The 23392-nt window shown below is 68.7% G+C and carries 24 protein-coding genes; 15 read left to right on the top strand and 9 right to left on the bottom strand.

The annotated features are described in order from the left end of the window. Positions 1-31 precede the first annotated feature (31 nt). Positions 32-1660, top strand: coding sequence for a long-chain-fatty-acid--CoA ligase (locus tag ACZ5QD_RS08440; RefSeq protein WP_464367219.1), 1629 nt, complete (start codon positions 32-34; stop codon positions 1658-1660). A gap of 470 nt (positions 1661-2130) precedes the next feature. Here the strand turns inward: ACZ5QD_RS08440 and ACZ5QD_RS08435 are convergent, their stop codons facing one another. Genes ACZ5QD_RS08435 through ACZ5QD_RS08415 form a run of 5 tightly spaced genes read right to left on the bottom strand, consistent with a single transcriptional unit; the run spans position 2131 to position 7596 of the window. Then, the gene (locus ACZ5QD_RS08435; RefSeq protein WP_464367218.1) at positions 2131-2850 is read right to left on the bottom strand and encodes a sirohydrochlorin chelatase; all 720 of its coding nucleotides are present in this window, start codon (positions 2848-2850) and stop codon (positions 2131-2133) included. A gap of 13 nt (positions 2851-2863) precedes the next feature. Beyond that, positions 2864-4165: a sulfate adenylyltransferase subunit 1 gene (locus ACZ5QD_RS08430; protein ID WP_006897630.1), complete on the bottom strand. Its 1302-nt coding sequence runs from the start codon at positions 4163-4165 to the stop codon at positions 2864-2866. Next, the gene (gene cysD / locus ACZ5QD_RS08425) at positions 4165-5139 is read right to left on the bottom strand and encodes a sulfate adenylyltransferase subunit CysD (RefSeq protein WP_372452511.1); all 975 of its coding nucleotides are present in this window, start codon (positions 5137-5139) and stop codon (positions 4165-4167) included. Before cysD ends, ACZ5QD_RS08430 begins: the two co-directional genes overlap by 1 nt. Next, complete coding sequence (locus ACZ5QD_RS08420) at positions 5136-5864, bottom strand: phosphoadenylyl-sulfate reductase (RefSeq protein ID WP_278124331.1); 729 nt, start codon at positions 5862-5864, stop codon at positions 5136-5138. Before ACZ5QD_RS08420 ends, cysD begins: the two co-directional genes overlap by 4 nt. A gap of 10 nt (positions 5865-5874) precedes the next feature. Then, positions 5875-7596 (bottom strand): nitrite/sulfite reductase, encoded by a 1722-nt coding sequence (locus ACZ5QD_RS08415; protein ID WP_045539104.1) that lies wholly within the window; start codon positions 7594-7596, stop codon positions 5875-5877. Between the two features lie 315 nt (positions 7597-7911). Between ACZ5QD_RS08415 and hemW the strand changes: the two genes are divergently transcribed. Continuing rightward, on the top strand, positions 7912-9138 hold the full coding sequence (gene hemW, locus ACZ5QD_RS08410; protein WP_411815558.1) for a radical SAM family heme chaperone HemW: 1227 nt from the start codon (positions 7912-7914) through the stop codon (positions 9136-9138). A 37-nt stretch (positions 9139-9175) separates the two neighbouring features. On the opposite strand, the gene ACZ5QD_RS08405 is transcribed toward hemW, so the two are convergent. Then, positions 9176-9613: a PaaI family thioesterase gene (locus tag ACZ5QD_RS08405; RefSeq protein ID WP_222111544.1), complete on the bottom strand. Its 438-nt coding sequence runs from the start codon at positions 9611-9613 to the stop codon at positions 9176-9178. Positions 9614-9689: 76 nt separating this feature from the next. On the opposite strand from ACZ5QD_RS08405, the gene ACZ5QD_RS08400 reads away from it, so the two are divergent. Together ACZ5QD_RS08400 and ACZ5QD_RS08395 are read left to right on the top strand one after the other, a co-directional pair. Then, complete coding sequence (locus ACZ5QD_RS08400; RefSeq protein ID WP_278124328.1) at positions 9690-10310, top strand: TetR/AcrR family transcriptional regulator; 621 nt, start codon at positions 9690-9692, stop codon at positions 10308-10310. A gap of 50 nt (positions 10311-10360) precedes the next feature. Continuing rightward, a complete protein-coding gene (locus ACZ5QD_RS08395; RefSeq protein WP_231650324.1) occupies positions 10361-10900 on the top strand; it encodes an HD domain-containing protein in 540 nt (179 codons plus the stop codon). Positions 10901-10929: 29 nt separating this feature from the next. Here the strand turns inward: ACZ5QD_RS08395 and ACZ5QD_RS08390 are convergent, their stop codons facing one another. After that, complete coding sequence (locus ACZ5QD_RS08390; protein WP_006897638.1) at positions 10930-11340, bottom strand: type II toxin-antitoxin system VapB family antitoxin; 411 nt, start codon at positions 11338-11340, stop codon at positions 10930-10932. An 80-nt stretch (positions 11341-11420) separates the two neighbouring features. Between ACZ5QD_RS08390 and hrcA the strand changes: the two genes are divergently transcribed. The 8 genes from hrcA to era all read left to right on the top strand — a co-directional run bounded on the left by hrcA (position 11421) and on the right by era (position 19118). Then, on the top strand, positions 11421-12458 hold the full coding sequence (gene hrcA, locus ACZ5QD_RS08385; protein WP_006897639.1) for a heat-inducible transcriptional repressor HrcA: 1038 nt from the start codon (positions 11421-11423) through the stop codon (positions 12456-12458). Between the two features lie 33 nt (positions 12459-12491). Further along, complete coding sequence (dnaJ, locus tag ACZ5QD_RS08380) at positions 12492-13643, top strand: molecular chaperone DnaJ (RefSeq protein ID WP_006897640.1); 1152 nt, start codon at positions 12492-12494, stop codon at positions 13641-13643. After that, entirely contained in the window at positions 13640-14392 is a 753-nt protein-coding gene (locus ACZ5QD_RS08375) for a 16S rRNA (uracil(1498)-N(3))-methyltransferase (protein WP_006897641.1), read from the top strand. Before dnaJ ends, ACZ5QD_RS08375 begins: the two co-directional genes overlap by 4 nt. An 11-nt stretch (positions 14393-14403) precedes the next feature. Beyond that, on the top strand, positions 14404-15162 hold the full coding sequence (locus ACZ5QD_RS08370) for an alpha/beta hydrolase family protein (protein WP_006897642.1): 759 nt from the start codon (positions 14404-14406) through the stop codon (positions 15160-15162). Between the two features lie 118 nt (positions 15163-15280). Continuing rightward, positions 15281-16327, top strand: a complete 1047-nt coding sequence (locus ACZ5QD_RS08365; protein WP_006897643.1) for a PhoH family protein — start codon at positions 15281-15283, stop codon at positions 16325-16327. Beyond that, positions 16324-16866 (top strand): rRNA maturation RNase YbeY, encoded by a 543-nt coding sequence (gene ybeY, locus ACZ5QD_RS08360; RefSeq protein ID WP_006897644.1) that lies wholly within the window; start codon positions 16324-16326, stop codon positions 16864-16866. Before ACZ5QD_RS08365 ends, ybeY begins: the two co-directional genes overlap by 4 nt. 12 nt (positions 16867-16878) lie before the next feature. Continuing rightward, positions 16879-18219, top strand: a complete 1341-nt coding sequence (locus tag ACZ5QD_RS08355; RefSeq protein ID WP_039867904.1) for a hemolysin family protein — start codon at positions 16879-16881, stop codon at positions 18217-18219. Between the two features lie 2 nt (positions 18220-18221). After that, positions 18222-19118 carry a GTPase Era gene (era, locus tag ACZ5QD_RS08350; RefSeq protein WP_464367217.1) on the top strand — a complete coding sequence of 299 codons (897 nt, stop codon included), beginning with the start codon at positions 18222-18224 and terminating at the stop codon, positions 19116-19118. Between the two features lie 36 nt (positions 19119-19154). Here the strand turns inward: era and ACZ5QD_RS08345 are convergent, their stop codons facing one another. Beyond that, positions 19155-20039, bottom strand: coding sequence for a hypothetical protein (locus ACZ5QD_RS08345; RefSeq protein ID WP_062367874.1), 885 nt, complete (start codon positions 20037-20039; stop codon positions 19155-19157). A 104-nt stretch (positions 20040-20143) separates the two neighbouring features. Between ACZ5QD_RS08345 and ACZ5QD_RS08340 the strand changes: the two genes are divergently transcribed. Genes ACZ5QD_RS08340 through ACZ5QD_RS08330 form a run of 3 tightly spaced genes read left to right on the top strand, consistent with a single transcriptional unit; the run spans position 20144 to position 22619 of the window. Then, the gene (locus tag ACZ5QD_RS08340; protein ID WP_006897648.1) at positions 20144-20974 is read left to right on the top strand and encodes an alpha/beta fold hydrolase; all 831 of its coding nucleotides are present in this window, start codon (positions 20144-20146) and stop codon (positions 20972-20974) included. A 12-nt stretch (positions 20975-20986) separates the two neighbouring features. Further along, positions 20987-21808 carry a DNA repair protein RecO gene (recO, locus tag ACZ5QD_RS08335; RefSeq protein ID WP_006897649.1) on the top strand — a complete coding sequence of 274 codons (822 nt, stop codon included), beginning with the start codon at positions 20987-20989 and terminating at the stop codon, positions 21806-21808. A 13-nt stretch (positions 21809-21821) separates the two neighbouring features. Further along, a complete protein-coding gene (locus ACZ5QD_RS08330) occupies positions 21822-22619 on the top strand; it encodes an isoprenyl transferase (RefSeq protein WP_045538841.1) in 798 nt (265 codons plus the stop codon). A gap of 10 nt (positions 22620-22629) precedes the next feature. Here the strand turns inward: ACZ5QD_RS08330 and ACZ5QD_RS08325 are convergent, their stop codons facing one another. Continuing rightward, positions 22630-23364 carry a Clp protease N-terminal domain-containing protein gene (locus ACZ5QD_RS08325; RefSeq protein ID WP_464367216.1) on the bottom strand — a complete coding sequence of 245 codons (735 nt, stop codon included), beginning with the start codon at positions 23362-23364 and terminating at the stop codon, positions 22630-22632. Between the last annotated feature and the right edge of the window lie 28 nt (positions 23365-23392).

Raw genomic sequence — 23392 nt, 5'->3', positions numbered from 1 at the left:
CTGCACCACCACTCCCCGAAGGGGTCACACCATGACGCTTCCCGCCCGATCCGGACTCGACAGCCCGCTGACGCCCCTGCGATTCCTCGACCGTGCCGTCGAGGTGCATCCGGACAAGGAGGCGGCCGTCGACGGCGGTCGGCGACGCACGTACCGCGAGCTGGCGGCTGAGGTGACCCGTCTGGCCCAAGCCCTGCGTGCCTCTGGGATCGGAGACGGCGACCGAGTGGCGTATCTGGCGACCAATTCGCTGGAGATGCTGGTCGCGCACTTCGCGGTGCCGCTCTCCGGCGGCGTGCTGGTGGCGGTCAACACTCGTCTCGCACCCGCCGAGGTCCGCTACATCTGCAATCACTCGGGAGCACGTCTGCTGGTCGGCGACGCGCCGTTCCTCGAGGCGCTCGCGGGCGTGGAATTCGAGACCGTGCGCGAGGTGGTCGAGACCCCGAGCGTCGACGGCGAGTACACCGGTGCGGGCGATCTGCGGTACGACGAGCTGACGGCACGCGGCTCCGACAGCCCGATCCCGTGGGAGGTCGACGACGAGAACTCGCTGATCAGCATCAACTACACCTCGGGCACCACCGGCGAGCCCAAGGGCGTGATGTACACCCATCGCGGTGCGTACCTGGCCTCGCTGGGCAACGTGCTCACCCAGGGATTCGGCATCGACACCCGCTACCTGTGGACCCTGCCGATGTTCCACTGCAACGGCTGGTGCGGCCCCTGGTCGGTGACGGCGGTCGCGGGCACGCACGTGTGCCTGCGGGCGGTTCGCGGCGACGACATGTGGCGTCTCATCGACACCGAACAGGTGACCCAGATGAGTGGCGCGCCGACGGTGCTGACCACACTCGCCACCGCGGGCGAGGCCCACCGGATGGACCGGCCCCTGACCATTGCGACCGCGGGGGCGCCGCCGAGTCCCACGATCATTCGCGCGATCCGCAATCTGGGGATCGAGCTCGTGCACGTCTACGGTCTCACCGAGACCTACGGCCCGTATTCGGTGTGCGAGCCCAGCGCGAGCTGGTCGTCGCTGTCGGGCGAGGAACTGGCCGTGCGCATGGCACGGCAGGGCGTCGGGATGATCACCGCCGATCGGCTCCGCGTCGTTCTCCCGGAGCCCGCCGAGGACGGGACCCTGGTGGACGTGGAGCCCGACGGTGTGATGATGGGCGAGATCGTGATGCGCGGCAATGTGGTGATGAAGGGGTACTTCGAGGATCCGGAGCGCACCGCCGAGGCCTTCGCCGGAGGCTGGTTCCACTCGGGCGATCTCGGCGTGATGCATCCCGACGGCTACGTGCAGCTCCTCGACCGGGCCAAGGACGTCATCATCTCCGGCGGTGAGAACATCTCGACCATCGAGGTGGAGCAGGCGGTGGTGAGCCATCCCGCGATCGTCGATGTCGCGGTGGTCGGCGTGCCGGACGACAAGTGGGGCGAGCGCCCGAAGGCCTACGCGGTGCGCAAGCCGGGCGAACAGCTCACCGAGGCCGAGGTGATCGCACACGTGAAGAGCCGGATCGCGGGCTACAAGGCTCCGCGCGAGGTGGAGTTCGTCGACGATCTGCCGAAGACGTCGACCGGCAAGATCCGCAAGAACGAACTCCGCGACGCCGCCTGGGGCGACTCGACCATGCGCATCCAAGGCTGACCGTTTGAGGGTTGTCTCGGGCTGGGTCTGCAGGTTTGTCGAGCAGCGCGCGAACGCAGTGAGTGTGCGTGTCGAGACGCGCGTATGTCTCGATTCGCTTCGTCACTTCGTTCCTCGCGACTCGACGGGCCTCGGGCTGGTCTCGCAGGGTTGCCTCGGGCTGGGTCTCGCAGGGTTGTCGAGCAGCGCGCGAACGCAGTGAGTGTGCGTGTCGAGACGCGCGTATGTCTCGATACGCTCGTCACTTCGTTCCTCGCGACTCGACGGGCCTCGGGCTTCGCAGGGTTGTCGAGCAGCGCGCGAACGTAGTGAGTGCGCGTGTCGAGACGTGCATATGTCTCGATTCGCTTCGTCACTTCGTTCCTCGCGACTCGACGGGCCTCGGGCTTCGCAGGGTTGTCGAGCAGCGCGCGAACGCAGTGAGTGTGCGTGTCGAGACTCCCGGGGCCCGGAGGAAGCGAACTCGGGAGTCAGCTCGCGACGACGACCGCGGCGGCTGTGTACAGGCGAGCGACTGCGTCGACCAGACACGGGTGGTCGGCGACAGGACCGGCCACGACCATCGGTACGTCCATCGCGTCGAGATACCGCTCCACCCGATCGGTCAACAGGCCCGCCGACAGGAACAACGGACTGACCGCGACGCGGTCGGCGCCGTCGGCCAGGAGTGCGTCGACCGTCTCCCGGACGGCGGCGCCGTCACGGCCCAGACGGGTGGCGAAGAGCGTGCGTACCGGCCGGCCGAGCGCTGCGGAGAGTTCGCGGCCTCGTCCGATCACCGACGCATCGCTGCCGGCGTCCGACGATCCGACGGCGAACATCAGCACGCCGTCACGAGGGCCGGCACCGGCCTCCGACAGCCGCTCGACCAGCGCCGGAACCGGGGAGTACCGGCCCACGACCGGAGTCTGGACGATGGTCGCGGCGGGATTCGCGGCGTGGGCCGCGTCGATCAGCGCGGGCAGATCCACCTTGCTGTGATAGCCGTCGCCGAACAGCAACGGAACGACCACCACTTCGCCGGACACGGACCCGAGAACATCGGTGAGCAGCGGAGCGGTCAGGTCGAGGTATGCCGTCTCCACCGTCACGCCGGGCAGCGCGATGCGGACCGCATCGGCCACCCGGCGCGCGGTGACGCCGAAGCGCGGATCACGACTGCCGTGCGCGGCGAGAACGAGCGTGGTCATCCGGACCGGGCGGTCACGCCAAGGCCGGCGACGGCAGCTCGAGCGCCGCCAGCGCGTCGCCGACCAGGCCGGCACCGAGGGTGTTGCCGCCCTGCGGATCGATCAACAGGAAGCTGCCTGACTCGCGGCTGCGCGAGTAGTCGTCGGCCGGGATCGGCTCGGCGGTCATCAGCGAGACCCGTCCGATCTGGTTCAGCTCGATCGACTCCGGTGCCTCGACCAGGGCGAGGTTCTGTTCGTCGAAGAGCGCGTCGAGGCCGCCGACGATCACCTGCGTGGTCTTGGCGCCGTGCTTCAACAGCAGGCGGGCACCGGCACGCAGCGGCTTCTCCGACAGCCAGCACACCGTGGTGGTGAACTGCTGCGCGGGCTCCGGTGCATCGGCCGCCGAGGCGATCAGATCGCCGCGCGAGATGTCGATGTCGTCGGTCAACAGCAGCGTGACGCTCCGGCCGGCGTGCGCCGTGTCCAGCTCGCCGTCGGGGGTGTCGATCTTCGCGATCGTCGAGCGCAGACCGGACGGCTGGACGACGATCTCGTCGCCGACCGACACGCTTCCCGCGGCCACCAGACCGGCGTAGCCGCGGTAATCCGGGTACTCGGGGGTGCGCGGCCGGATCACGTACTGCACGGGGAACCGGAGTCCGACCTGCCCGCGGTCGAGCTCGTTCGGCACCGTCTCCAGATGCTCGATCAGAGTCGGACCGTCGTAGTACGGCGTGTTCTCCGAGCGGATCGCGACATTGTCGCCGTGGAGCGCCGAGACCGGGATCTCCTGGACCTGCTCGGGCGAGTAGCCGAGCGAAGCGGTGATCTGGTTGAACTCGGCCGAGATCTCGGCGAACACCTCGGCGGCGTTCTCCACGAGGTCGATCTTGTTGACTGCGAGCACCAGCCGCGGAACGCCGAGCAGGGCCATCACGGCGGCGTGCCGACGCGTCTGGGCGACGACGCCGCTGCGGGCGTCGACCAGCAGGATCACCAGCTGCGCGGTAGACGCTCCGGAGACGGTGTTGCGCGTGTACTGCACGTGGCCGGGGGTGTCGGCGAGGACGAACGACCGGGCGGGGGTCGCGAAGTAGCGGTACGCGACGTCGATGGTGATGCCCTGCTCGCGCTCGGCGCGCAGGCCGTCGACCAGGAGCGACAGGTCCGGGGTGTCCATGCCGCGGTCCACCGAGGCCTTGGTGACGGCGTCGATCTGGTCGGCGAGCACCGACTTGGTGTCGTACAGCAGGCGGCCGACGAGGGTCGACTTGCCGTCGTCCACGGAACCGGCCGTGGCGATGCGCAGAAGGTCAGGGGAGTGCTTCATCAGAAATATCCTTCGCGCTTGCGGTCTTCCATGGCGGCCTCGGAGACGCGGTCGTCGCCGCGGGTGGCTCCGCGTTCGGTCAGCCGCGATGCGGCGACCTCGGCCAGAACGGCTTCGTTGTCGGTGGCCTCGGACAGCACCGCACCGGTGGTGGAGCCGTCGCCGACGGTGCGGTAGCGCACCATCCGGGTCTCGACGGTCTCGTCCTCGCGCGGTCCGCCCCACGGCCCGGCGGTCATCCACATGCCGTCGCGCTGGTACACCTCGCGCTCATGCGCGTAGTACAGCGGCGCCAGCAGCACCTGCTCGCGGGCGATGTAACGCCACACGTCCAGCTCGGTCCAGTTGCTCAGCGGGAACACGCGCACGTGCTCGCCCGGAGCGTGCCTGCCGTTGTAGAGGTTCCACAGTTCGGGACGCTGACGCTTCGGGTCCCACTGGCCGAAGGCGTTGCGCAGCGAGAAGATGCGTTCCTTCGCGCGGGCCCGCTCTTCGTCGCGCCGGGCGCCGCCGAACACGGCGTCGAAGCGGTTCTCGCTGATGCCGTCCAGCAGCGGGATGGTCTGCAGCGGGTTGCGGATGCCGTCCGGCCGCTCGGTGAGACGACCGTCGGCCAGATATTCCTCGACGCTCGCGACATGCAGGCGCAGGCCGTGACGTTCGACGATCTCGTCGCGGAACTCGATGATCTCCGGCAGGTTGTGGCCGGTGTCTACGTGCAGCAGCGAGAACGGCAGCGGCGCGGGCCAGAAGGCCTTGAGCGCCAGGTGGAGCAGCAACGTCGAGTCCTTGCCGCCGGAGAACAGGATCACCGGCCGCTCGAACTCGCCCGCCACCTCGCGGAAGATGTGGATGGCCTCGGACTCGAGGGCGTCGAGCGTGGTGAATCCCTCGTCTCGCTGCGCTCGCTCAGGACGGTGTTCGTCACGGTCCGCGACGGCGGACTGGACGTCTGTCGATTCGATGATGCTCATGCGTGCAACCCGCATTCTGTCTTGGCGCTGCCGGCCCAACGGCCGCTGCGCGGATCGGCTCCGGCGGCTGGTTTGACGGTGCACGGTTCGCACCCGATCGAGGGATAGCCCTCGTCGACCAGCGGATTCACCAGGACGCCGTGGCTGTCGATGTAGTCCTGGAACTGCTCGTCGCTCCATGCGGCGAGCGGATTGATCTTGACCAGGCCGAAGCCCTCGTCGAAGGAGATCAACGGTGCGTTGGCGCGGGTGGGCGCCTCCACGCGGCGGATACCGGTGACCCATGCGCGGAAGGGTGCCAGGGCACCGCGCAGCGGGACCACCTTGCGCAGCCGGCAGCATTCGGCCGCGTCGGTGGCGAACAGATTTCTGCCGACCAGCTCGTCCTGCTCCTGCACCGTCTGCTCGGGCGTGATGTTGAGCAGTTCGAGGTCGTAGACCTGCTCGACGGCGTCCCGGGTGCCGAGGGTCTCGGCGAAGTGGTAGCCGGTGTCGAGGAACAGCGCCTTGAGCCTGCCGCCGATGGCCTCCTTGTCCTCGATCGCCTTGTCGGCGACGTCGATCAGTACGGCGTCCTGCATGTTCGCCGCGATGACGAAGTGCGGGCCGAAGGTCTCGGCGGTCCAGCGCAGCAGTTCCTCGGCGGTGGCGTCGGGTCCGAGCTGCTCGGCACCGGCCTCCGCGATCGCCTTCAGTTCGTCCAGATCATCTGTGGTGACGGTCATCGTCTTTCCCTCACTGCAGTTCGGCGTCGTCGGCGCGGACCGCCCATTCGGCGAAGCGTTCGCCGGGGTTGCGGCCTGCGATGAAATTGCGGACGAGACGTTCGATGTACTCGGTGGCCTCACTGGCGTAGATCTTGTGCTGGCGCAGCTTTCGGCCGAAGCCGCTGTCGAAGCCCAGGCTTCCGCCGAGATGCACCTGGAAGCCCTCCACCGGGGTGCCGTCGTCGTCGATCAGCTGACCCTTGAGGCCGATGTCGGCGACCTGCACGCGGGCGCAGGAGTTGGGGCAGCCGTTGAAGTTGATGGTGATCGGCACGTCGAGCTGCTCGTTGAGTTCGGCCAGACGCTTCTCCAACTCCGGAACCAGAGCCTGCGACCGGCTGCGGGTCTCGGTGAACGAGAGCTTGCAGTACTCCAGACCGGTGCACGCGATCAGGTTCCGGCGCCACACCGACGGCTTCGACTGCAGGCCGACGGCGGTCAGGTCCGCGTCGAGTTGGGCGATCCGGTCCTCGGGGACGTTCACCACGACCAGCTTCTGGTACGGCGTGAAGCGGACGCTGTCGCTGCCTGCCTTCTCCGCGGCATCGGCGATCGCGTACAGCACGTCGTCCGACAGTCGGCCGGAGACGGCGGAGAACCCGACCGCGTACAGGCCGTTCTTCTGCTTGGTGACGCCGACGTGGTCGATCGGCTGCTTCGGCGGAGTCGGCGCCGGGCCGTCGATGAGCTTGCGGTGCAGGTACTCGTCTTCGAGGACCTGGCGGAACTTCTCCGGCCCCCAGTCCTTCATCAGGAACTTCAGCCGGGCCTTGGAACGCAGGCGCCGGTAGCCGTAGTCGCGGAAGATCGCGACTACGCCCTCCCAGACGTCGGGGACCTCGTCGAGCGGCACCCAGACACCGAGCCGCTTGGCCAGCATCGGGTTGGTCGAGAGCCCGCCGCCGACCCAGAGGTCCAGTCCGGGGCCGTGTTCGGGGTGCTCGACGCCGACGAACGAGACGTCGTTGATCTCGTGCACCACGTCCTGCAGACCCGAGACGGCGGTCTTGAACTTGCGCGGCAGGTTCGAGTACTCGGGGTTGCCGATGTAGCGGCGCTTGATCTCGGCGAGGGCCGGACTGGCGTCGAGGACCTCGTCGGTGGAGAGCCCTGCCAGGGGAGAGCCGAGCATGCCGCGCGGGCAGTCGCCGCAGGCCTCGGTGGTCTCCAGGCCGACCTCTTCGAGCCGGCGCCAGATCTCCGGGACGTTCTCGATCTCGATCCAGTGGTATTGCAGGTTCTGGCGGTCGGTGACGTCGGCGGTACCGCGGGCGAAGTCGCGAGAGATCGACGCCAGCGTGCGCACCTGCGCCAGGTTCAGCTGTCCGCCGTCGGTGCGGACCCGCATCATGAAGTACGGCGCCTCGATCTCGTCGATGTGGGCTTCGCCCGAGTACGTTCCGTCGAATCCTTCGGCCCGCTGGGTGTAGAGGCCCATCCAGCGGAAACGGCCCCGCAGGTCGGCCTTGTCGATGCCGTCGAAGCCGACGTACTGGTAGCTGTCGATGATGCGACGCCGCACATTGAGCGGGTTGTCGTCGCGCTTGCTCTGCTCGTTCGCGTTGAGCGGGGTGCGATAGCCGAGGGCCCACTGGCCTTCGGATCGGCGCTTGGTGGGACGCGCGCGCTTGCGGGGCGCCTCGGTGGGCGTCTCCGTCGGCTCCGCGGTGGTGGGGGACGTGAGCGTCATCAGTTCTCCTGAGCGTGCAGCGCACAGCACGGCACGACGATTGGGCTGAAATCAGAATGTGACGAAGATCGGCATCCTCAGAGACCCGCGATGGGCTGGCGGGTCGGGACTTCTCGAAAGGCCGAGACGTCGGCTAGTGCCGACAGAAAGCGCTGCAGACGCGCTTGAGATCGATGTGCCGCCGTTCGGCGAGCCACACTCCTGAGGAAGTCACGACTGCCATAGTGCCACGTCCGACGAGGTCAGTCTACTTGGGGTTATTTTTCCTCAGCGTGAGATTAATATCCTTGACACGGCGTGAGTCATGATGGATAGGTGATTGACCGACGTGCTCCGGAGGCACTCTCCGCACAGGCACGCACCACAGTGGCGACCGCCGACCCCAGTCGGCCGCTGAGCCTCTACCTCCACGTGCCGTTCTGCGCCACGCGCTGCGGATACTGCGATTTCAACACGTATACGGCCGGTGAACTCGGTTCGTCGTCGTCCCCGCAGAGCTGGATGGAGGGGGTGCGCGCCGAACTCGATCAGGCCGCCGCGCTCCTGGCCCCGGGCCGGCGCGTCGGCACCGTGTTCGTCGGCGGCGGCACCCCGTCGCTGCTCGGCGCCGACGGGCTCGCCGACCTGCTGGGGGCCGTGCGCGACTCGTTCGTCCTCGCGCCCGGCGCCGAGGTGACGACGGAGTCGAATCCGGAGTCGACGTCGCCGGAGTTCTTCGAAGGGCTGCGGGCCGCGGGGTTCACCCGCGTCTCGCTCGGGATGCAGTCGGCCGCGCGGCACGTACTCGCGGTACTCGAACGCACGCACACGCCCGGCCGTGCCCTCGACGCCGCGCGCGAGGCCGCGGCGGCGGGCTTCGAGCACCTCAATCTGGATCTGATCTACGGGACACCGGGTGAGCGCGACGAGGATCTCGACGCCTCGCTCGACGCCGTCCTGTCGGTCCCCGTCGACCACGTCTCGGCCTACGCGCTGATCGTGGAGGACGGAACGCGGTTCGCCCGCAAGGTGCGCCGCGGGGAGATCCCCATGCCCGACGACGATGTGCTCGCGGCGCGCTACGAGATGATCGACTCGCGTCTGCGCGCCGCGGGAATGGCCTGGTACGAGGTGTCGAACTGGGCGCGCGCTCGCCCGGATGCGTCGCCCGACCCGGATTCGGTGTGCCGCCACAACGAGGCGTATTGGCGCAGCGACGACTGGTGGGGGATCGGCCCGGGTGCGCACTCGCATGTGGACGGGGTGCGCTGGTGGAATCAGAAGCATCCGGCCACCTATTCGGCGTCGCTGGCCTCCGGCTCGCTCCCGATCGGCGGCCACGAGATCCTCACCGCGGACGACCGGCACACCGAGGCGGTGATGCTGCGTCTGCGCATGCACCAGGGGCTCGACGTGAACGTGCTCTCGGGCGCGGAACGGATTCGAGCCGACGCCGCGGTGGCCCAGGCGCTGCTGCGGACGGTCGCGGGCGCCTATGTGCTGACCGATCGCGGACGCCTGCTCGCCGACGGCGTGGTCCGCGACATCCTCGTCGCGCAGTAGCGGACCTCGGCCGTGCGGTCGCGGCTGAGAAGGGCGGTCATCCCGTCTGGTAGACCCCGCTGCCCGTCGCGACGAGCCCGTCGTCGGCCCGGGTCCGGATCTCGACCGCGCAATGGTTGAGTCTCCGGCCCTTGCGAAGCCGGGTCGCGACGATCTCGATGTCGTCGTTCATGGCGGGTGCGATGAAGTTGACGGACATGCTGACGGTGACCCCGCGCAGCTTCTCGGGTACCGGGTCGTCACCCGCCCATGCGGCCGCCATGATGCCCAGATCCACGCATGCTCCGATGGCTCCGCCGTGGACCATCGGCCCGACCGTGGTGTTGGACTCGGCGAACGGGAGGCGCAGGTGTGCGGTGCCCTCGCCGATGTCGATCAACTCGACGCCGAGTGTGTCGATGAACGGTGATGTGGGGAAGAACGCGCGCATGGCGTCCGAGCCGGTGGCCGGCTGTCGGTCGGCGGTGGTCGTCATCTGAATGCTCCTTTTCGTAGTATTACTATGAAACCATAATTTGACTACGAAATCGTAGTGTTACTACGTTATTGATATGACAGTTCCCTTGACCCCGCCGTCCGACAAGCGACGCCGCCGAACACATGACGCGGTGCTCGACGCAGCCGCAGAACTCTTCGCCGACCAGGGGTTCCGCCGCACGTCCGTCGACCAACTCGCCCACGCGGCCGACGTGGCGCTGAGCTCTATCTACTCGAACTTCCCGGGCGGCAAAGCCGACGTGTATGTGGCGCTGGCATGCCGAATCGCCCGCGACCACGTGGAGCGGATGGAGGCGGCGATCGCTTCCGCGGAAGAGGCCGTGGAACTCGCCGTCTTCGACGAGTACCTGCTCTTCCACGCCGACAACCCGCTGGCCTTCCGGGCGCTGGGACTGGTCGACGTCGGTCCGGACGATTCCGAGCTCGTCGACCAGGCGCGGGCGATGATCCGCGGGCTGCTCGGCGGGCTCGTCGAGCACGCGGTCGGAGCGTCGGCCCTGCCGCCCCGCGCGGCGAGACTCGAGGCGCTGCGGCTGTGGGGTACGGCGAATGGCATGATCTCCCTGCGTGCACAGGGGTTCACCGACTCGGCCGAGTTCGACGCCTTGCTCGCGTCGATCCGCGGTGAGCTGGCCGACCGCGTCGACGGCGCGCACCGGATCGGCGCGCGATGAGGGCGGGCGAACACCTGACCCCGCCGCCCGACTCCCGGTTCGCTCGCGAGGTGGCTGAGCGTGCAGCCGACGAACTCTCCGGCCCGGTGCATCAGCACAGCCTCCGATGCTGGCAGTGGGCGATCGCGTTCGCCGAGGTCGACGGCCTGGACGTCGATGCCGAGCAGTTGTGGGCGGCGACGATGCTGCACGATCTGGCGCTCGGTGCGCCCGATCACCCCGACTACGGCTGTTTCGCCGCGCTCGGCGCCGATCATGCGGCCCGACTCGTCGCGGCACACCGAGGCCAGGCGCAGGCCGAGGTGGTGCGCGCGGCGATCGCCGGACACTTCCACCCGGCCGTTCCGGCGGAGCCGGTCGCGCGATGCCTGCACTCGGCGGTCGAACTCGACGTCGTCGGATATCGGCTGAGGGAGGTCGACGGAGGGCTCGTCACGGCCACCGAGAGCGCGCATCCGCGCGCCGGGTTCGGCGAGGTGTTCACGACTGCGATGAGAACCGAGGCGAGACTGCGACCGCACTCGAGCGCGGCAGTGCTGTGGCGCGCCGGCGCGCGCGTTCCGATGGCATTGAACCCGCTCGCGCGTTGATCGATCCGGTCGCCGGTGCGTCGGCCGGATCAGTCGGGCAGCCGATGCGCGCCGACCGAGCGGCGGCGCCTGCCGGTGACCGGGGCGATCGGCGCAGTGATCTCCAGCTCGCCGGACTCGGGTGCGACGCGGCCCGCGGCGATGCGCTCGTCCAGATCGAGCATCCGGGCGTGGATGATCGTGCGGTTCCGCAACGCCGAGCGCACGGCCCGGTGCAGCCCGTCCTCGAGATACAGGTTTCCTTCGAACAGCACCACGTGGGCGAACAGGTCGCCGTAGAAAGTCGAATCCTCCGACAGCAGCTTGTCGAGTGCGAGGACGGTGGTGACGGTGGTGAGCTGATCGAGCCGGAACTGGCGCGGCGGGATCTGCGCCCACTCGCGCGCGGTGAGACCGTGATCGACGTAGGGTCTGCCCTCGCGCACGCCCTTGAAGATCATCGCGGTCCTGGTCTTTCCGTCGGTTACGTAGAATGGTCGTATCCACTGTAGGCAAAGTCGTGGCATCGGGAGGTACGGACTTGTCGTCGTCGACGGATGACCGGCGTTTCGAGATCTTGCGTGCGATCGTCACCGACTACGTCTCCACGCAGGAGCCGATCGGGTCGAAAGCGCTCGTGGAGCGCCACCACCTGGGCGTCTCGAGCGCCACCGTCCGCAACGATATGGCGGCGCTCGAAGCCGAGGGGTACATCGCCCAGCCGCACACCAGCTCGGGTCGGATCCCGACCGACAAGGGCTACCGGATGTTCGTCGACCGCATCAGCGAGATCAAACCGCTGTCGGCCGCCGAACGCCGCGCGATCCTGTCGGTGCTCGACAACGGGGTCGACCTCGACGACGTACTGCGCCGCTCGGTCCGCCTGCTCGCGCAACTCACTCGCCAGGTCGCCGTGATCCAGTACCCGGTGCTCTCCACCGCCCGCGTGCGGCACCTCGAAGTCGTCTCACTCTCGCCCACCCGATTGCTGCTGGTGGTCATCACCGACACCGGCCGGGTGGAGCAGCGGATGGTGACCCTCTCCGAGGAGATCGACGAGGACAACCTGGTGCGGGTGCGCGACATGTTCTCCACGGCCCTGGACGGCAAGCGGCTCGAAGACGCCTCGGTGGCGGTCGCCGAACTGGCGACCACCGCGCCCGCGGACCTGCGCGAGGCGGTCATCACCATCGCCACCGTGTTGGTCGAGACCCTCGTGGAACGCGGAGACGACCGGCTCGTCCTCGGCGGCACGTCGAACCTGGCGCGGTCGGCGGCCGACTTCTCCTCGAACATGGGCGGCATGGACATCGTGCTCGACGCGCTCGAAGAGCAGGTGGTGGTCCTCAAGCTGCTCGCGCACACGCAGCGGACCGGAAAGGTCACCGTCCAGATCGGCGAGGAGACCAACACCGAGAACCTCCGGAGTACCTCGGTGGTCTCGACCGGGTACGGTGCTTCGGGCACCGTCTTCGGCAGTGTCGGTGTGGTTGGACCCACCCGAATGGACTATCCGGGAACAATCGCATCGGTGGCGGCGGTTGCGAAATACGTCGGCGAAGTCCTCGCCGACCGTTAGTTGATGTCTTGATTGCGAAGGACCTAATTCACCGTGGCTCGTGACTACTACGGAATTCTGGGCGTGTCTGCAGGCGCGTCGGACCAGGAGATCAAGCGTGCGTACCGCAAGCTGGCTCGCGAACTGCACCCCGACGTCAACCCCGACGCCGAGGACAAATTCAAAGAGGTCACGACCGCCTACGAGGTGCTCTCCGATCCCGAGCGCCGGCGCATCGTCGACGCGGGCGGCGACCCCCTGGCGGGCCCGAGCGGCGGCTTCGGAGGCGATCCGTTCGGTGCAGGCGGGCTCGGCGACATCTTCCAGACTTTCTTCGGTGGGGCCACTGGCGGCTTCGGGGGCGGCCGCGGTCCCCGGGGACGGGTGCGCCCCGGTGAACCCGCACTGGTGGGCGTCAGTCTGACCCTGGAGGAGATCGCGGCGGGCGCACGCAAGGAGATCACGGTCGACACCGCGGTCCTGTGCGATACGTGCAAGGGATCGGGCACTCGCGACGATTCGAAGCCGGTGACCTGCGCGACGTGCAAGGGCGCCGGTGAGATCCAGGCCGTGCAGCGGTCCTTCCTCGGCCAGGTGATGACGGTGCGCGAATGCCCGGAGTGTCACGGGGTCGGAGAGACCATCCCCGATCCGTGCCTCAAGTGCGGCGGCGACGGCCGCGTCCGTTCGCGCCGCACGATGACCGTGAAGATCCCGGCCGGCGTCCAGGACGGCATGCGCGTGCGACTGGCCGGGCAGGGCGAGGTGGGCCCCGGCGGAGGCCCGGCGGGCGATCTCTACGTGGAGGTCTCCGAGCAGGCCGACGACGTCTTCGTCCGTGACGGCGACGATCTGCACTGCACCGTCCGGGTGCCGATGGTCGACGCGGCGCTGGGCACCGAACTCACCGTCGACACCGTGCTCGGCGGCTCCGCGACCCTCACCGTCGAACCCGGCACCCAGCCCGGCACCGTCGTCCGGGTGCGCGGCCAGGGTCTGCCGCATCTGAACTCCGGTGTGCGCGGCGACCTGCACGCACATCTGGACGTGGTGGTGCCGAAGCGGATCGACGGACGCCAGAGCGACCTGCTCCGCGAACTGCGCGAGGTCTCCGGCGAGGAAGTGGAACTTGTGACCGCCACCTCCAAGGCCGCCGCCAACGGCGGACTCTTCTCCAAGCTGCGTAACGCCTTCGCCGGCCGATGACGCCGCCGCTCTTCTGGGTCGACGAGGTGCCGCGCGCCGGCGACACCACGGTGCTGTCCGGCCCGGAGGGCAGACATGCGGTGACCGTCACGCGGATCGGTGCCGGTGAGACGGTGACCCTCGGCGACGGACGCGGAACCACCGCCGAGTGCGAGGTGATCGAGGTCGGCGGAAAGGACCGGCTCACCGTCCGCGTCGGCCGGGTACAGGTCCACCCCCGTCCCAAGCCGCTGGTGACGGTCGTGCAGGCGCTGCCGAAGGCTGAGCGCAGCGATCTCGCCGTCGACCTGATGACGGAGGCCGGGGTCGACGCGATCGTGCCGTGGCAGTCGGCTCGCACCATCGCCCGCTGGAGCGGCGTGAAGGCCGTCAAGGGTGTGGAGAAGTGGCGTGCCACCGCGGCCACCGCGGCCAAGCAGGCGCGCCGGGCGTGGATCCCCGAGGTCGCCGATCTGGCCGGCACCACCGACGTGCGCGAGCTGGCGGCACGGGTGGCCGCCGACGGAGGGATCGTCGCGCTGCTTCATGAGGACGGCGCGGTCGCGTTCCGTTCGCTGGATTTCGCCGAGGTGCCCGAGGTGCTTCTCGTGGTGGGGCCCGAAGGCGGACTGGCGGAGGCGGAGATCGCCGACCTCACCGCCCTGGGTGCGGTGCCGGTGGTGCTGGGTCCGGAGGTGCTGCGTACCGTCGCCGCCGGAGCGGTGGCGCTCGGCGCTCTCGGCGCGGTCACCGACCGCTGGACTCGATAAAAGGACATCTGTTGCGTCGCAAGAAGATTCACTATGGCGATCAGCCAAGCCAGTTCGGCCACCTGTATCTTCCGGAACGGGGGCCGGCCGAGTGCGCGCCGCTCGTCGTCCTGGTGCACGGCGGATACTGGTCCACCGAGTACTCGCTGGTGATCAACACACCGGTCGCCCGCGACCTGGCGCAGCGCGGGGCGGCGGTCTGGAACATCGAGTACCGCAGGGTGGAAGAGACCGGCGGCGGCTGGCCGGGTACCGGGCGCGATGTGGTCGCGGCGATCCGTGCCCTCGACGGTCCGGTCGCCGAACAGTTGGCGATCGACGGCGTCAAGGTCGATCGCAAGAACGTCGCCGTCGTCGGACACTCGGCGGGCGGACAACTCGCGGTCTGGGCGGTCGCGCAGACCGACGCGAGAGCGGGCGGCTTCCGCATCGCGACGGTGGTGCCGCAGTCCGCGGTCCTCGACTTCACCGGCGGCGCCTCCGACCGCCCGTCGGTCCGTCGGTTGATGGGCGTCTCGTTCGAGGAGGCGCCGGACCGCTACGCGGCGGCGTCGCCCGCCTGCCAGCCGCCCTTCGACGCGCTGGTGGCCGCCGTGCACACGGCCGACGACGCCTCGGTGCCGATCGAGCTGAGCCGCCGCTACGTGGAGGGGGCCGCCGCGCGCGGTCAGCGGGCGGTGCTCTACGAGGTGCCGGGGGAGGGGCACGACGCCTTCGTCGATCCGCGCAGCGCGGCGCACCGGCAGACCCTGCGGGTGCTCGGCATCTGACCGGCGACGGCGGCCGCGGGCGTACTCGCTCGCACCCGGCGATCACCGGCGATAGACTTGAGCGAATCCACACAAGCGTGCGACCGCCCGCCGACCGACCCCGGGGAGACGAAACTCAGTGACTGACGACAACCGCGACGACCCGACGGCCGCGGCGGTGACCAGTTCGAATATCGAGGTTCCCCAGGACCTGGCGGTGGGGCTGCTCGGTGCGGCCGACGTCAACCTCCGCACCCTGGAGGTGCAGCTGCCCGCCGACATCCACGTCCGCGGCAATCTGATCACGCTCACCGGCGTACCCGCCGACGTGGCCGCGTCCGAACGGGTGATCGCCGAACTGGTCCGCGTGGTGCGCGGAGGGACCACACTCACCCCCGACCTGGTGCGTCAGAGCCTGTCGATCCTGGCCACGAGCGATTCGGAGACCCCCGCCGATGTGCTGAGCCTCGACATCATCTCGCGGCGCGGCAAGGTGATCCGCCCCAAGACGCTCAATCAGAAGCGGTACGTCGACGCGATCGACGAGAACACGATCGTATTCGGAATCGGACCCGCGGGCACGGGCAAGACCTACCTCGCGATGGCCAAGGCGGTGCAGGCACTGCAGACCAAGCAGGTCAGTCGCATCATCCTGACCCGTCCCGCGGTGGAGGCGGGAGAACGGCTCGGCTTCCTGCCCGGCACGCTCCATCAGAAGATCGACCCGTACCTGCGCCCGCTCTACGACGCGCTTCACGACATGATGGATCCGGAGGCCATCCCCAAGCTGATGGAGGCCGGTGTCATCGAGGTGGCGCCGCTGGCCTACATGCGCGGCCGGACGATCAACGATGCCTTCATCATTCTCGACGAGGCTCAGAACACCACGGGCGAGCAGATGAAGATGTTCCTCACCCGCCTGGGCTTCGGCGCCAAGATCGTCGTCACCGGCGATACGACGCAGATCGACCTCCCGGGCGGGGCCCAGTCGGGCCTGCGCGCTGCGGCCCGCATCCTCGACGGCATCGACGACATCCATTTCGCGAACCTGACCAGCGCGGACGTGGTGCGGCACCGGTTGGTGGCCGACATCGTCGACGCGTACGGCAGGGCCGAGGCTCACGAGGGCAATCGCGCGGCCCGACGCGAAGGGCTGCGCCACACGAGCGGAGGGCGTCGCCGGTGAGCGTCGAACTGTTCAACGAGTCGGGCGTCGACGTACCCGAGCAGCTGATCATCGAGGCGGCACGGTTCGCGATGCGCCGGATGGAGGTGCATCCGGGTGCTGAACTGTCGATTCAGCTGATCGACTCCGATTCGATGGCCGAACTGCACATGCAGTGGATGGATCTGCCGGGGCCCACCGACGTGATGAGCTTCCCGATGGATGAGCTGACGCCCGGCGGGCGCCCCGACGCGGACGAGCCCGGCCCGGCGATGCTCGGCGACATCGTGCTGTGTCCGGAGTTCGCCGCCGAGCAGGCCAAGTCGCAGCACCACAGCTTCGAGCACGAACTCGCCGTACTCACCGTTCACGGCGTGCTGCACCTGCTCGGATTCGACCACGCCGAGCCGGACGAGGAGCGCGAGATGTTCGGGCTGCAGGGCCAGATCATCACCGATTGGTACTCGGCCCGCGACGACCGCGCGCGGCTGCTTCAGCAGGCGCAGCGCGACGCCCGGCTTCTCAACGACATCGGATTCGCCGGCCCGGAAGGGCGCTGACGGGTGTCTCCTCTGCTCAGCGACATCGTCTTTCTGTGCGTTGCCGCGCTGCTGACCGTGCTCGCGGGCGGCTTCGCCGCCACCGACGCCGCGCTGGCGACCGTCTCGGTCGCACGCGTCGACGACCTGGTGAAAGAGGGTCGGGCGGGGGCCCGGCGCCTGCACACCGTGGTGGAACAGCGCGGCACCTACGTGGGACTCGCGGTTCTGCTGCGCGTTCTCTGCGAGGTGGCCGCGACGACGATGGTCGCGGTGGTCGCGGTCGACGCGCTCGGCACCGGATGGGGCATCGCCGTCACCGTCGCCGCGATGACCGTCGTCTCGTACGTGGCCGTGGGCGTGGGCCCCCGCACCCTGGGCCGTCAGAACGCGTACTCCATCTCGCTCGTCGCCGGACCGATCCTGACGGCGGTCGGAGTCCTGCTGCGTCCGGTGACCCGGCTGCTGATCCTCATGGGCAACGCGCTGACCCCCGGCAAGGGCTACCGGAACGGGCCGTTCGCGACGGAGGTCGAGGTGCGCGAGGTGGTCGACATGGCTCAGCAGCGGGGCGTGGTCGACGCCGACGAGCGACGCATGATCCAGTCCGTGTTCGAGTTCGGCGACACCGACGCCCGCGAGGTGATGGTCCCCCGGCCCGAGATGGTGTGGATCGAGCACGACAAGTCGGCGGCTCAGGCGATGAGTCTCGCGGTCCGGTCGGGCCACTCGCGGATCCCGGTGATCGGCGAGAACCCCGACGACGTCCTCGGCGTGGTGTATCTCAAGGACGTCGTCGAACGCCTGCTGCCGCAGCTGTCGAGCGCGGCGCGCGGAGTCTCCGTAGAGGAGGTGATGCGCGACGCCGAGTTCGTGCCGGACTCCAAACCGCTCGACGACGTCCTCTCGGACATGCAGGCCAACCGGAATCACATGGCGCTGCTGGTGGACGAGTACGGCGGCATCGCCGGGCTCGTCACGATCGAGGACGTCCTGGAGGAGATCGTCGGCGAGATCACCGACGAGTACGACACGGACGAGGTCGCCCCCATCGAGAAGCTGGGCGACGACGTGTACCGAGTGTCCTCGCGGCTGCCGGTGGAGGATCTCGAAGAACTGTTCGGCACCGAGATCGACCTCGATCTCGACGACGTCGACACCGTGGGCGGGCTGCTGGCCCTGCGCCTGGGCCGGGTGCCGCTGCCCGGCGCCAAGGTGAAGGTCGACGGACTGCGGATGATCGCCGAAGGCGGTCCCAACCGGCTCGGCCGCCAGCGCATCACCTCCGTCGTCGTACGGCGGTCCAAGAAGTCAGCTCCCGCCGTCCCGGCGAGCGAGGGGTCCGGCGAGACGAACGACCTGAAGGAGAACTGACAGTGACCGAATTCCGATCCGGCTTCGTGTGTTTCGTCGGAAGGCCGAACACCGGCAAGTCGACGCTCACCAACGCGCTCATCGGTGACAAGGTGGCGATCACCTCCAATCGTCCGCAGACCACGCGGCACACCATCCGCGGCATCGTGAACCGGCCCGATGCGCAGCTGATCCTGGTCGACACCCCCGGCCTGCACCGTCCTCGCACCCTGCTCGGCCAGCGGCTCAACGACCTCGTCCGGGAGACCTACGCCGACGTCGACATCATCTGCGTGTGCATCCCCGCCGACGAGGCGATCGGACCCGGCGACCGGCGCATCATCGACGAGATCAAGGCGACCTCGCCGCGTACGCGCAAGGTCGGCATCGTGACCAAGATCGACCGCGTGGGGCCCGAGAAGGTGGCCATGCAGTTGATGGAGCTGTCGAAGCTGATGGGCCCCGACGCCGAGGTGGTGCCGTGCTCGGCGAAGTCGGGCAAGCAACTCGACGTGCTGGGCGACGTCCTCGTCTCGCTCTGCGAGGAGGGCCCGGCGTTCTACCCGGACGGCGAGCTCACCGACGAACCGGAGCAGGTGCTGATGGCGGAGTTCATCCGCGAGGCCGCGCTGGAAGGAGTCCGGGACGAGCTTCCGCATTCGCTGGCGGTGGTCATCGAAGAGGTGATTCCCCGCGAGGACTCCGAGGTCGTCGACGTGCACGCCATCCTCTACGTCGAACGCGATTCCCAGAAGGGGATCGTGATCGGCCACAAGGGGTCCCGACTGAAGGAGGTCGGCATCGCCGCGCGCGCCCAGATCGAGCGGCTCCTCGGCACCCGCATCTATCTCGACCTGCACGTCAAGGTCGCGAAGGACTGGCAGCGCGACCCGAAGCAGCTCGGACGCCTCGGCTTCTGAGCAGCGCACGGGCGGTTGATCGCGAGTCGGCCCGGCTCACCGCACCAGTGCCAGACCCGTGATCATCTGCCCCATGTCGGCCACGACGCGATCGCCCGTGCCGTCCAGGGCGACGGCCAGGATGGTGCCGCCCAGATCGGACACGTACGCCAGGCCGGCCCGCGTGTCGACGGCGATGCCGACCGCCTCATGCAGTCCGCGGGCCAGGATCTCCGGGGGCGTTCCGGGCTCGCCGGGACCGGGCAGCGGCGCCCGGTTGAGCGTGTTGCCGTCGGGTTCGGCACCGCGGTCGGTCCAGTACAGGACGCCGTCGACCACCTCGAGATCGATGGGCTCGGGAAGTCCGCTCCACAGCGTCTCGACATCGGAGCGACGGTCGGCGGACTCGCCCTCGGGAACGGACAGTCCGGCCCGGAAGATCCGGCCGAGACCGCCTTTCGACGGCCCCTTCTGGGTCCAGTACAGGTGATCGCGGTCGACGGCGACGCCGACGCATTCGGCGGTGCCGTCCCCGGTCTGCGCGTTGACCACCAGGTCGATCCGGTCGGAGCCGTCGAGTCTGCACGAGGACACGCGCAGCCCCTCCCGATCACCCCAGTACAGCCGCTCGCGGCCGTCGGTCGCGAGTTGTTTCCCGGTGGTCAGCGCTCCGGGTGGCAGCAGATCGCGTCGGTCGGTCCCGTCGAGGCGCATGGCGTGCAGGCCGCCGGTCGGTGCCGTGTAGTCGAACGCCGCCTCGCCGTCGACGCCGGGGATCCGTTCGGGACGGCCCATCGTCGTCCAGTAGACGGTGTCGCCGACGACGACCACGCCGTCCGGTGAGTACGCGGTGTCCTTGTGGACGACGCTCGTCCGGCCGTCGGCGACGTCGACGCGGAAGATGGTGCGGGTGGCGAGTCCGAGTGCCAGCAGTGCGGTCATGAGTCTCCTTCTCGCCGGGTCGGTTCCGAGAGTAGACGCCGAATCCCGGCGCCGCTGGCGGCTGAGCCGTTGACATCCCGCGCGGGCTGCGGGACCGTCGAGGAATGGGGAGCATCGATCTGCCTGCCGGACCCATCGACTACCTCGACACCGGAGGTGACGGGCCGGTGCTGCTCTTCGGCCACGGGCTCCTGATGAACCGGACTCAGTGGCGCCGGGTGATCCCCCTTCTCGACGACTTCCGGTGCATCGCGCCGACGTGGCCGCTCGGCGCCCAGCGGCAGCCGATGAACGCTTCCGCCGATCTGACGCAGTCGGGGCAGGCGAACATCATCGCCGATTTCCTCGAAGCACTCGATCTGCGCGCGGTCACCCTCGTGCTGAACGACTGGGGCGGTGGGCAGTTCATCATCTCGGAGGGCCGCGACGAACGGCTGGCGCGGCTGGTCCTGGCCTCGTGCGAGGCGTACGACAACTTTCCGCCGCGGCCGGCCCGGCCGGCCGCCCAGCTGTGCCGCGTGCCCGGCGGGACGTGGCTGCTGACCCGGCTGACTCAGTTGTCGGTGTTCCGGCACGGGCGGGCGGGCTACGGCGGGCTGGCCAAGAACCGGATACCCGACGCGGTGATGGACGACTGGTTCGGCCATGCGCTGGCCGATCCCGGCGTCCGCCGTGATCTGCGCAAGTTCGTCACGGGTACACCGCCCAAGCAGGTACTGCTCGACTGGCACCGCAAGGTGGTGTCCTTCGATCGACCCGTGCTGCTGCTCTGGGCCACCGAAGATCGGATGATGCCGGTGGAGCACGCCCGCCGGATGGTCGACGAGTTCCCCGATGCGCGGCTGGTGGAGATCGCCGACTCCTGGACTCTGCTGCCCGAGGACCAGCCGGAGCAGGTCGCCGCGGCGCTGCGCGAATTCGTCGGTGCCCGGTGACACAATGGTCGGGTGAGGTTCTACCAGGATGAGGCCGTCGTGCTGCGCCAGCACAAGCTGGGCGAAGCCGATCGCATCATCACCTTTCTCACCGCCGAGCATGGTCTGGTGCGCGCGGTCGCGAAGGGCGTGCGGCGCACGCGCTCGAAATTCGGTGCGCGGCTTGAGCCGTTCGCGCACGTCGACGTCCATTTCTATCCCGGTCGCAATCTCGACGTCATCACCCAGGTGCACAGCCTGAACGCTTTCAGCGATCTCATCGTCGCCGATTACGGCCGGTACACCACCGCGTGCGCGGTACTGGAGACCGCCGAGCGTCTGGCCGGTGAGGAGCGGGCGCCGGCACAGCATCTGCACCGGCTCACCGTCGGCGCCCTCGAAGCGCTCGCCGAGGACCGCCGAGACCGTCAGCTCATTCTGGACGCCTTCCTCCTGCGTGCGATGTCGTCGGCCGGCTGGATGCCCGCGCTGTCGGTGTGTGCACGGTGCGCTTCACCGGGACCGCACCGCGCGTTCCACGTCGCGGCCGGTGGCGCGGTGTGCGTGCATTGCCGCCCGGCCGGTGCGGCCACCCCGTCGGTCGGGGTGCTCGATCTGATGGAGGCGCTGGCGCGCGGAGAGTGGGATCACGTCCTGCTCGCGACGCCGTCGCAACGCCGTCAGGCGACCGGTCTCACCGCCGCGCATCTGCAGTGGCATCTGGAACGGCAACTGCGCACCTTGCCGCTCATCGAACGGCAGGCGCCGCATAGTCTGATCGAGCGACCCGCGAGCGAAGGCGCCGCCCGGACCGACGTCCCGGGCGCCGGCGTCGCAGTCACCGAAACCGCATGAAAGGCCGGAGCTGATGGCTCGTCTCACCCGCCGCGCCCAGGCGTCCGCACCCGTCGAGGTGCGCCCGCCCGATCCGCATCCGTCCGGAGCCACACCGCCGGAGATCCCCGCCGAGCTGATACCGAAACACATCGCGCTGGTGATGGACGGCAACGGCCGGTGGGCCAAGGAACGCGGCCTGCCGCGCACCGAGGGACACAAGCGCGGTGAGGCCGTGTTGATGGACAGTGTCTGCGGCTGCATCGAGCTGGGCGTCACGCATCTGTCCGCCTACGCGTTCTCCACAGAGAACTGGTCGCGCAGCCCGGAAGAGGTCAAGTTCCTCATGGGTTTCAACCGCGACGTGATCCGGCGCCGCCGCGACGAGATGAACGAGATGGGCGTCCGCGTGCGGTGGGCCGGGCGACGGCCGAAGCTGTGGCGCAGCGTGATCAAAGAACTCGAGGTCGCCGAGGAACTCACCCGGAACAACACCGTCATGACCTTGACCATGTGCGTCAATTACGGCGGCCGGGCCGAGATCGCCGATGCGGCGAGGGAGATCGCCCGCCGGGCGGCGCGGGGGGAGATCGATCCCGAACGGATCACCGAGGCGAGTTTCGCCAAGTACCTCGACGAGCCCGACATGCCCGACGTGGACCTGTTCCTCCGTCCGTCGGGGGAGCAGCGGCTGTCGAACTTCCTGCTGTGGCAGAGCGCGTACGCCGAGATGGTCTATCAGGAGAAGTTGTTTCCCGACTTCGACCGCCGGGACCTCTGGGCCGCCTGCCTGGAGTATGCCAAGCGCGACCGACGATTCGGGAGCGCCTGAGGCCGCCACGTCAGTCCGGCGTCGCCGACGTGAACTGCGCGAGCGCCTCCGTCAGGCGCCTTTCAAAGGCTTCGGGCGTCACACCGGCGTCGCTGAGCGGACCGCGACCGTCCTCCACCTCCAGCAGAGCGAGCACGATGTGCTCGGTGCCGATGTAGTTGTGCCCCAGACGCAGCGCATGGCGGAAAGTCAGTTCCAGCACCTTGCGTGCGGCGGCGTCGTACGGAATCACCTCCGGTGCCTCACCCGGTTCGGGCAGGGCCTCGGACGCCCCGGCGGCCAGCGCGTCGACGTCGACGCGCAGCGCCGCCAGCAGCGTCACCGCCAGCGACTCGCGGTCGTCGAGCAGCCCGAGCAGCAGATGCGCGGGGGATACCTCGCTGTTGCCCGCAGCTTCGGCGGCGTTGTGTGCGGCGGCCGCGACATTGCGCGCACGAGGGGTGAACTGATTGAACCCCTGAGCCGGGTTCAGATCGGCCGCCGTACCCGGGTCCTTCGGTGTGAACCGCTTCTGCACGGCCTGTTTGCTGACGCCCATGCTGGTCCCGATCTGGGTCCAGGACGCACCGCTGCGGCGTGCCTGATCGACGAAGTGGCCGATCAGGTGGTCGGCCACCTCGCCGAGGTGGTCGGCGGCCAGCACCGCGTCGGACAGTTGATCGAGCGGATCGTCGTGCACCTTCTTGATCGTGTCGATCAGGTCGTCGAGTCGGACGGTGGGAGTCAGGGAGGTCTTCTCAGCCATGAGTCAACCTTAAGTTGACGAAGTCGCT

Source organism: Gordonia sp. J1A (assembly GCF_055393515.1).
This window is presented reverse-complemented; position numbering and strand designations above follow the sequence as displayed.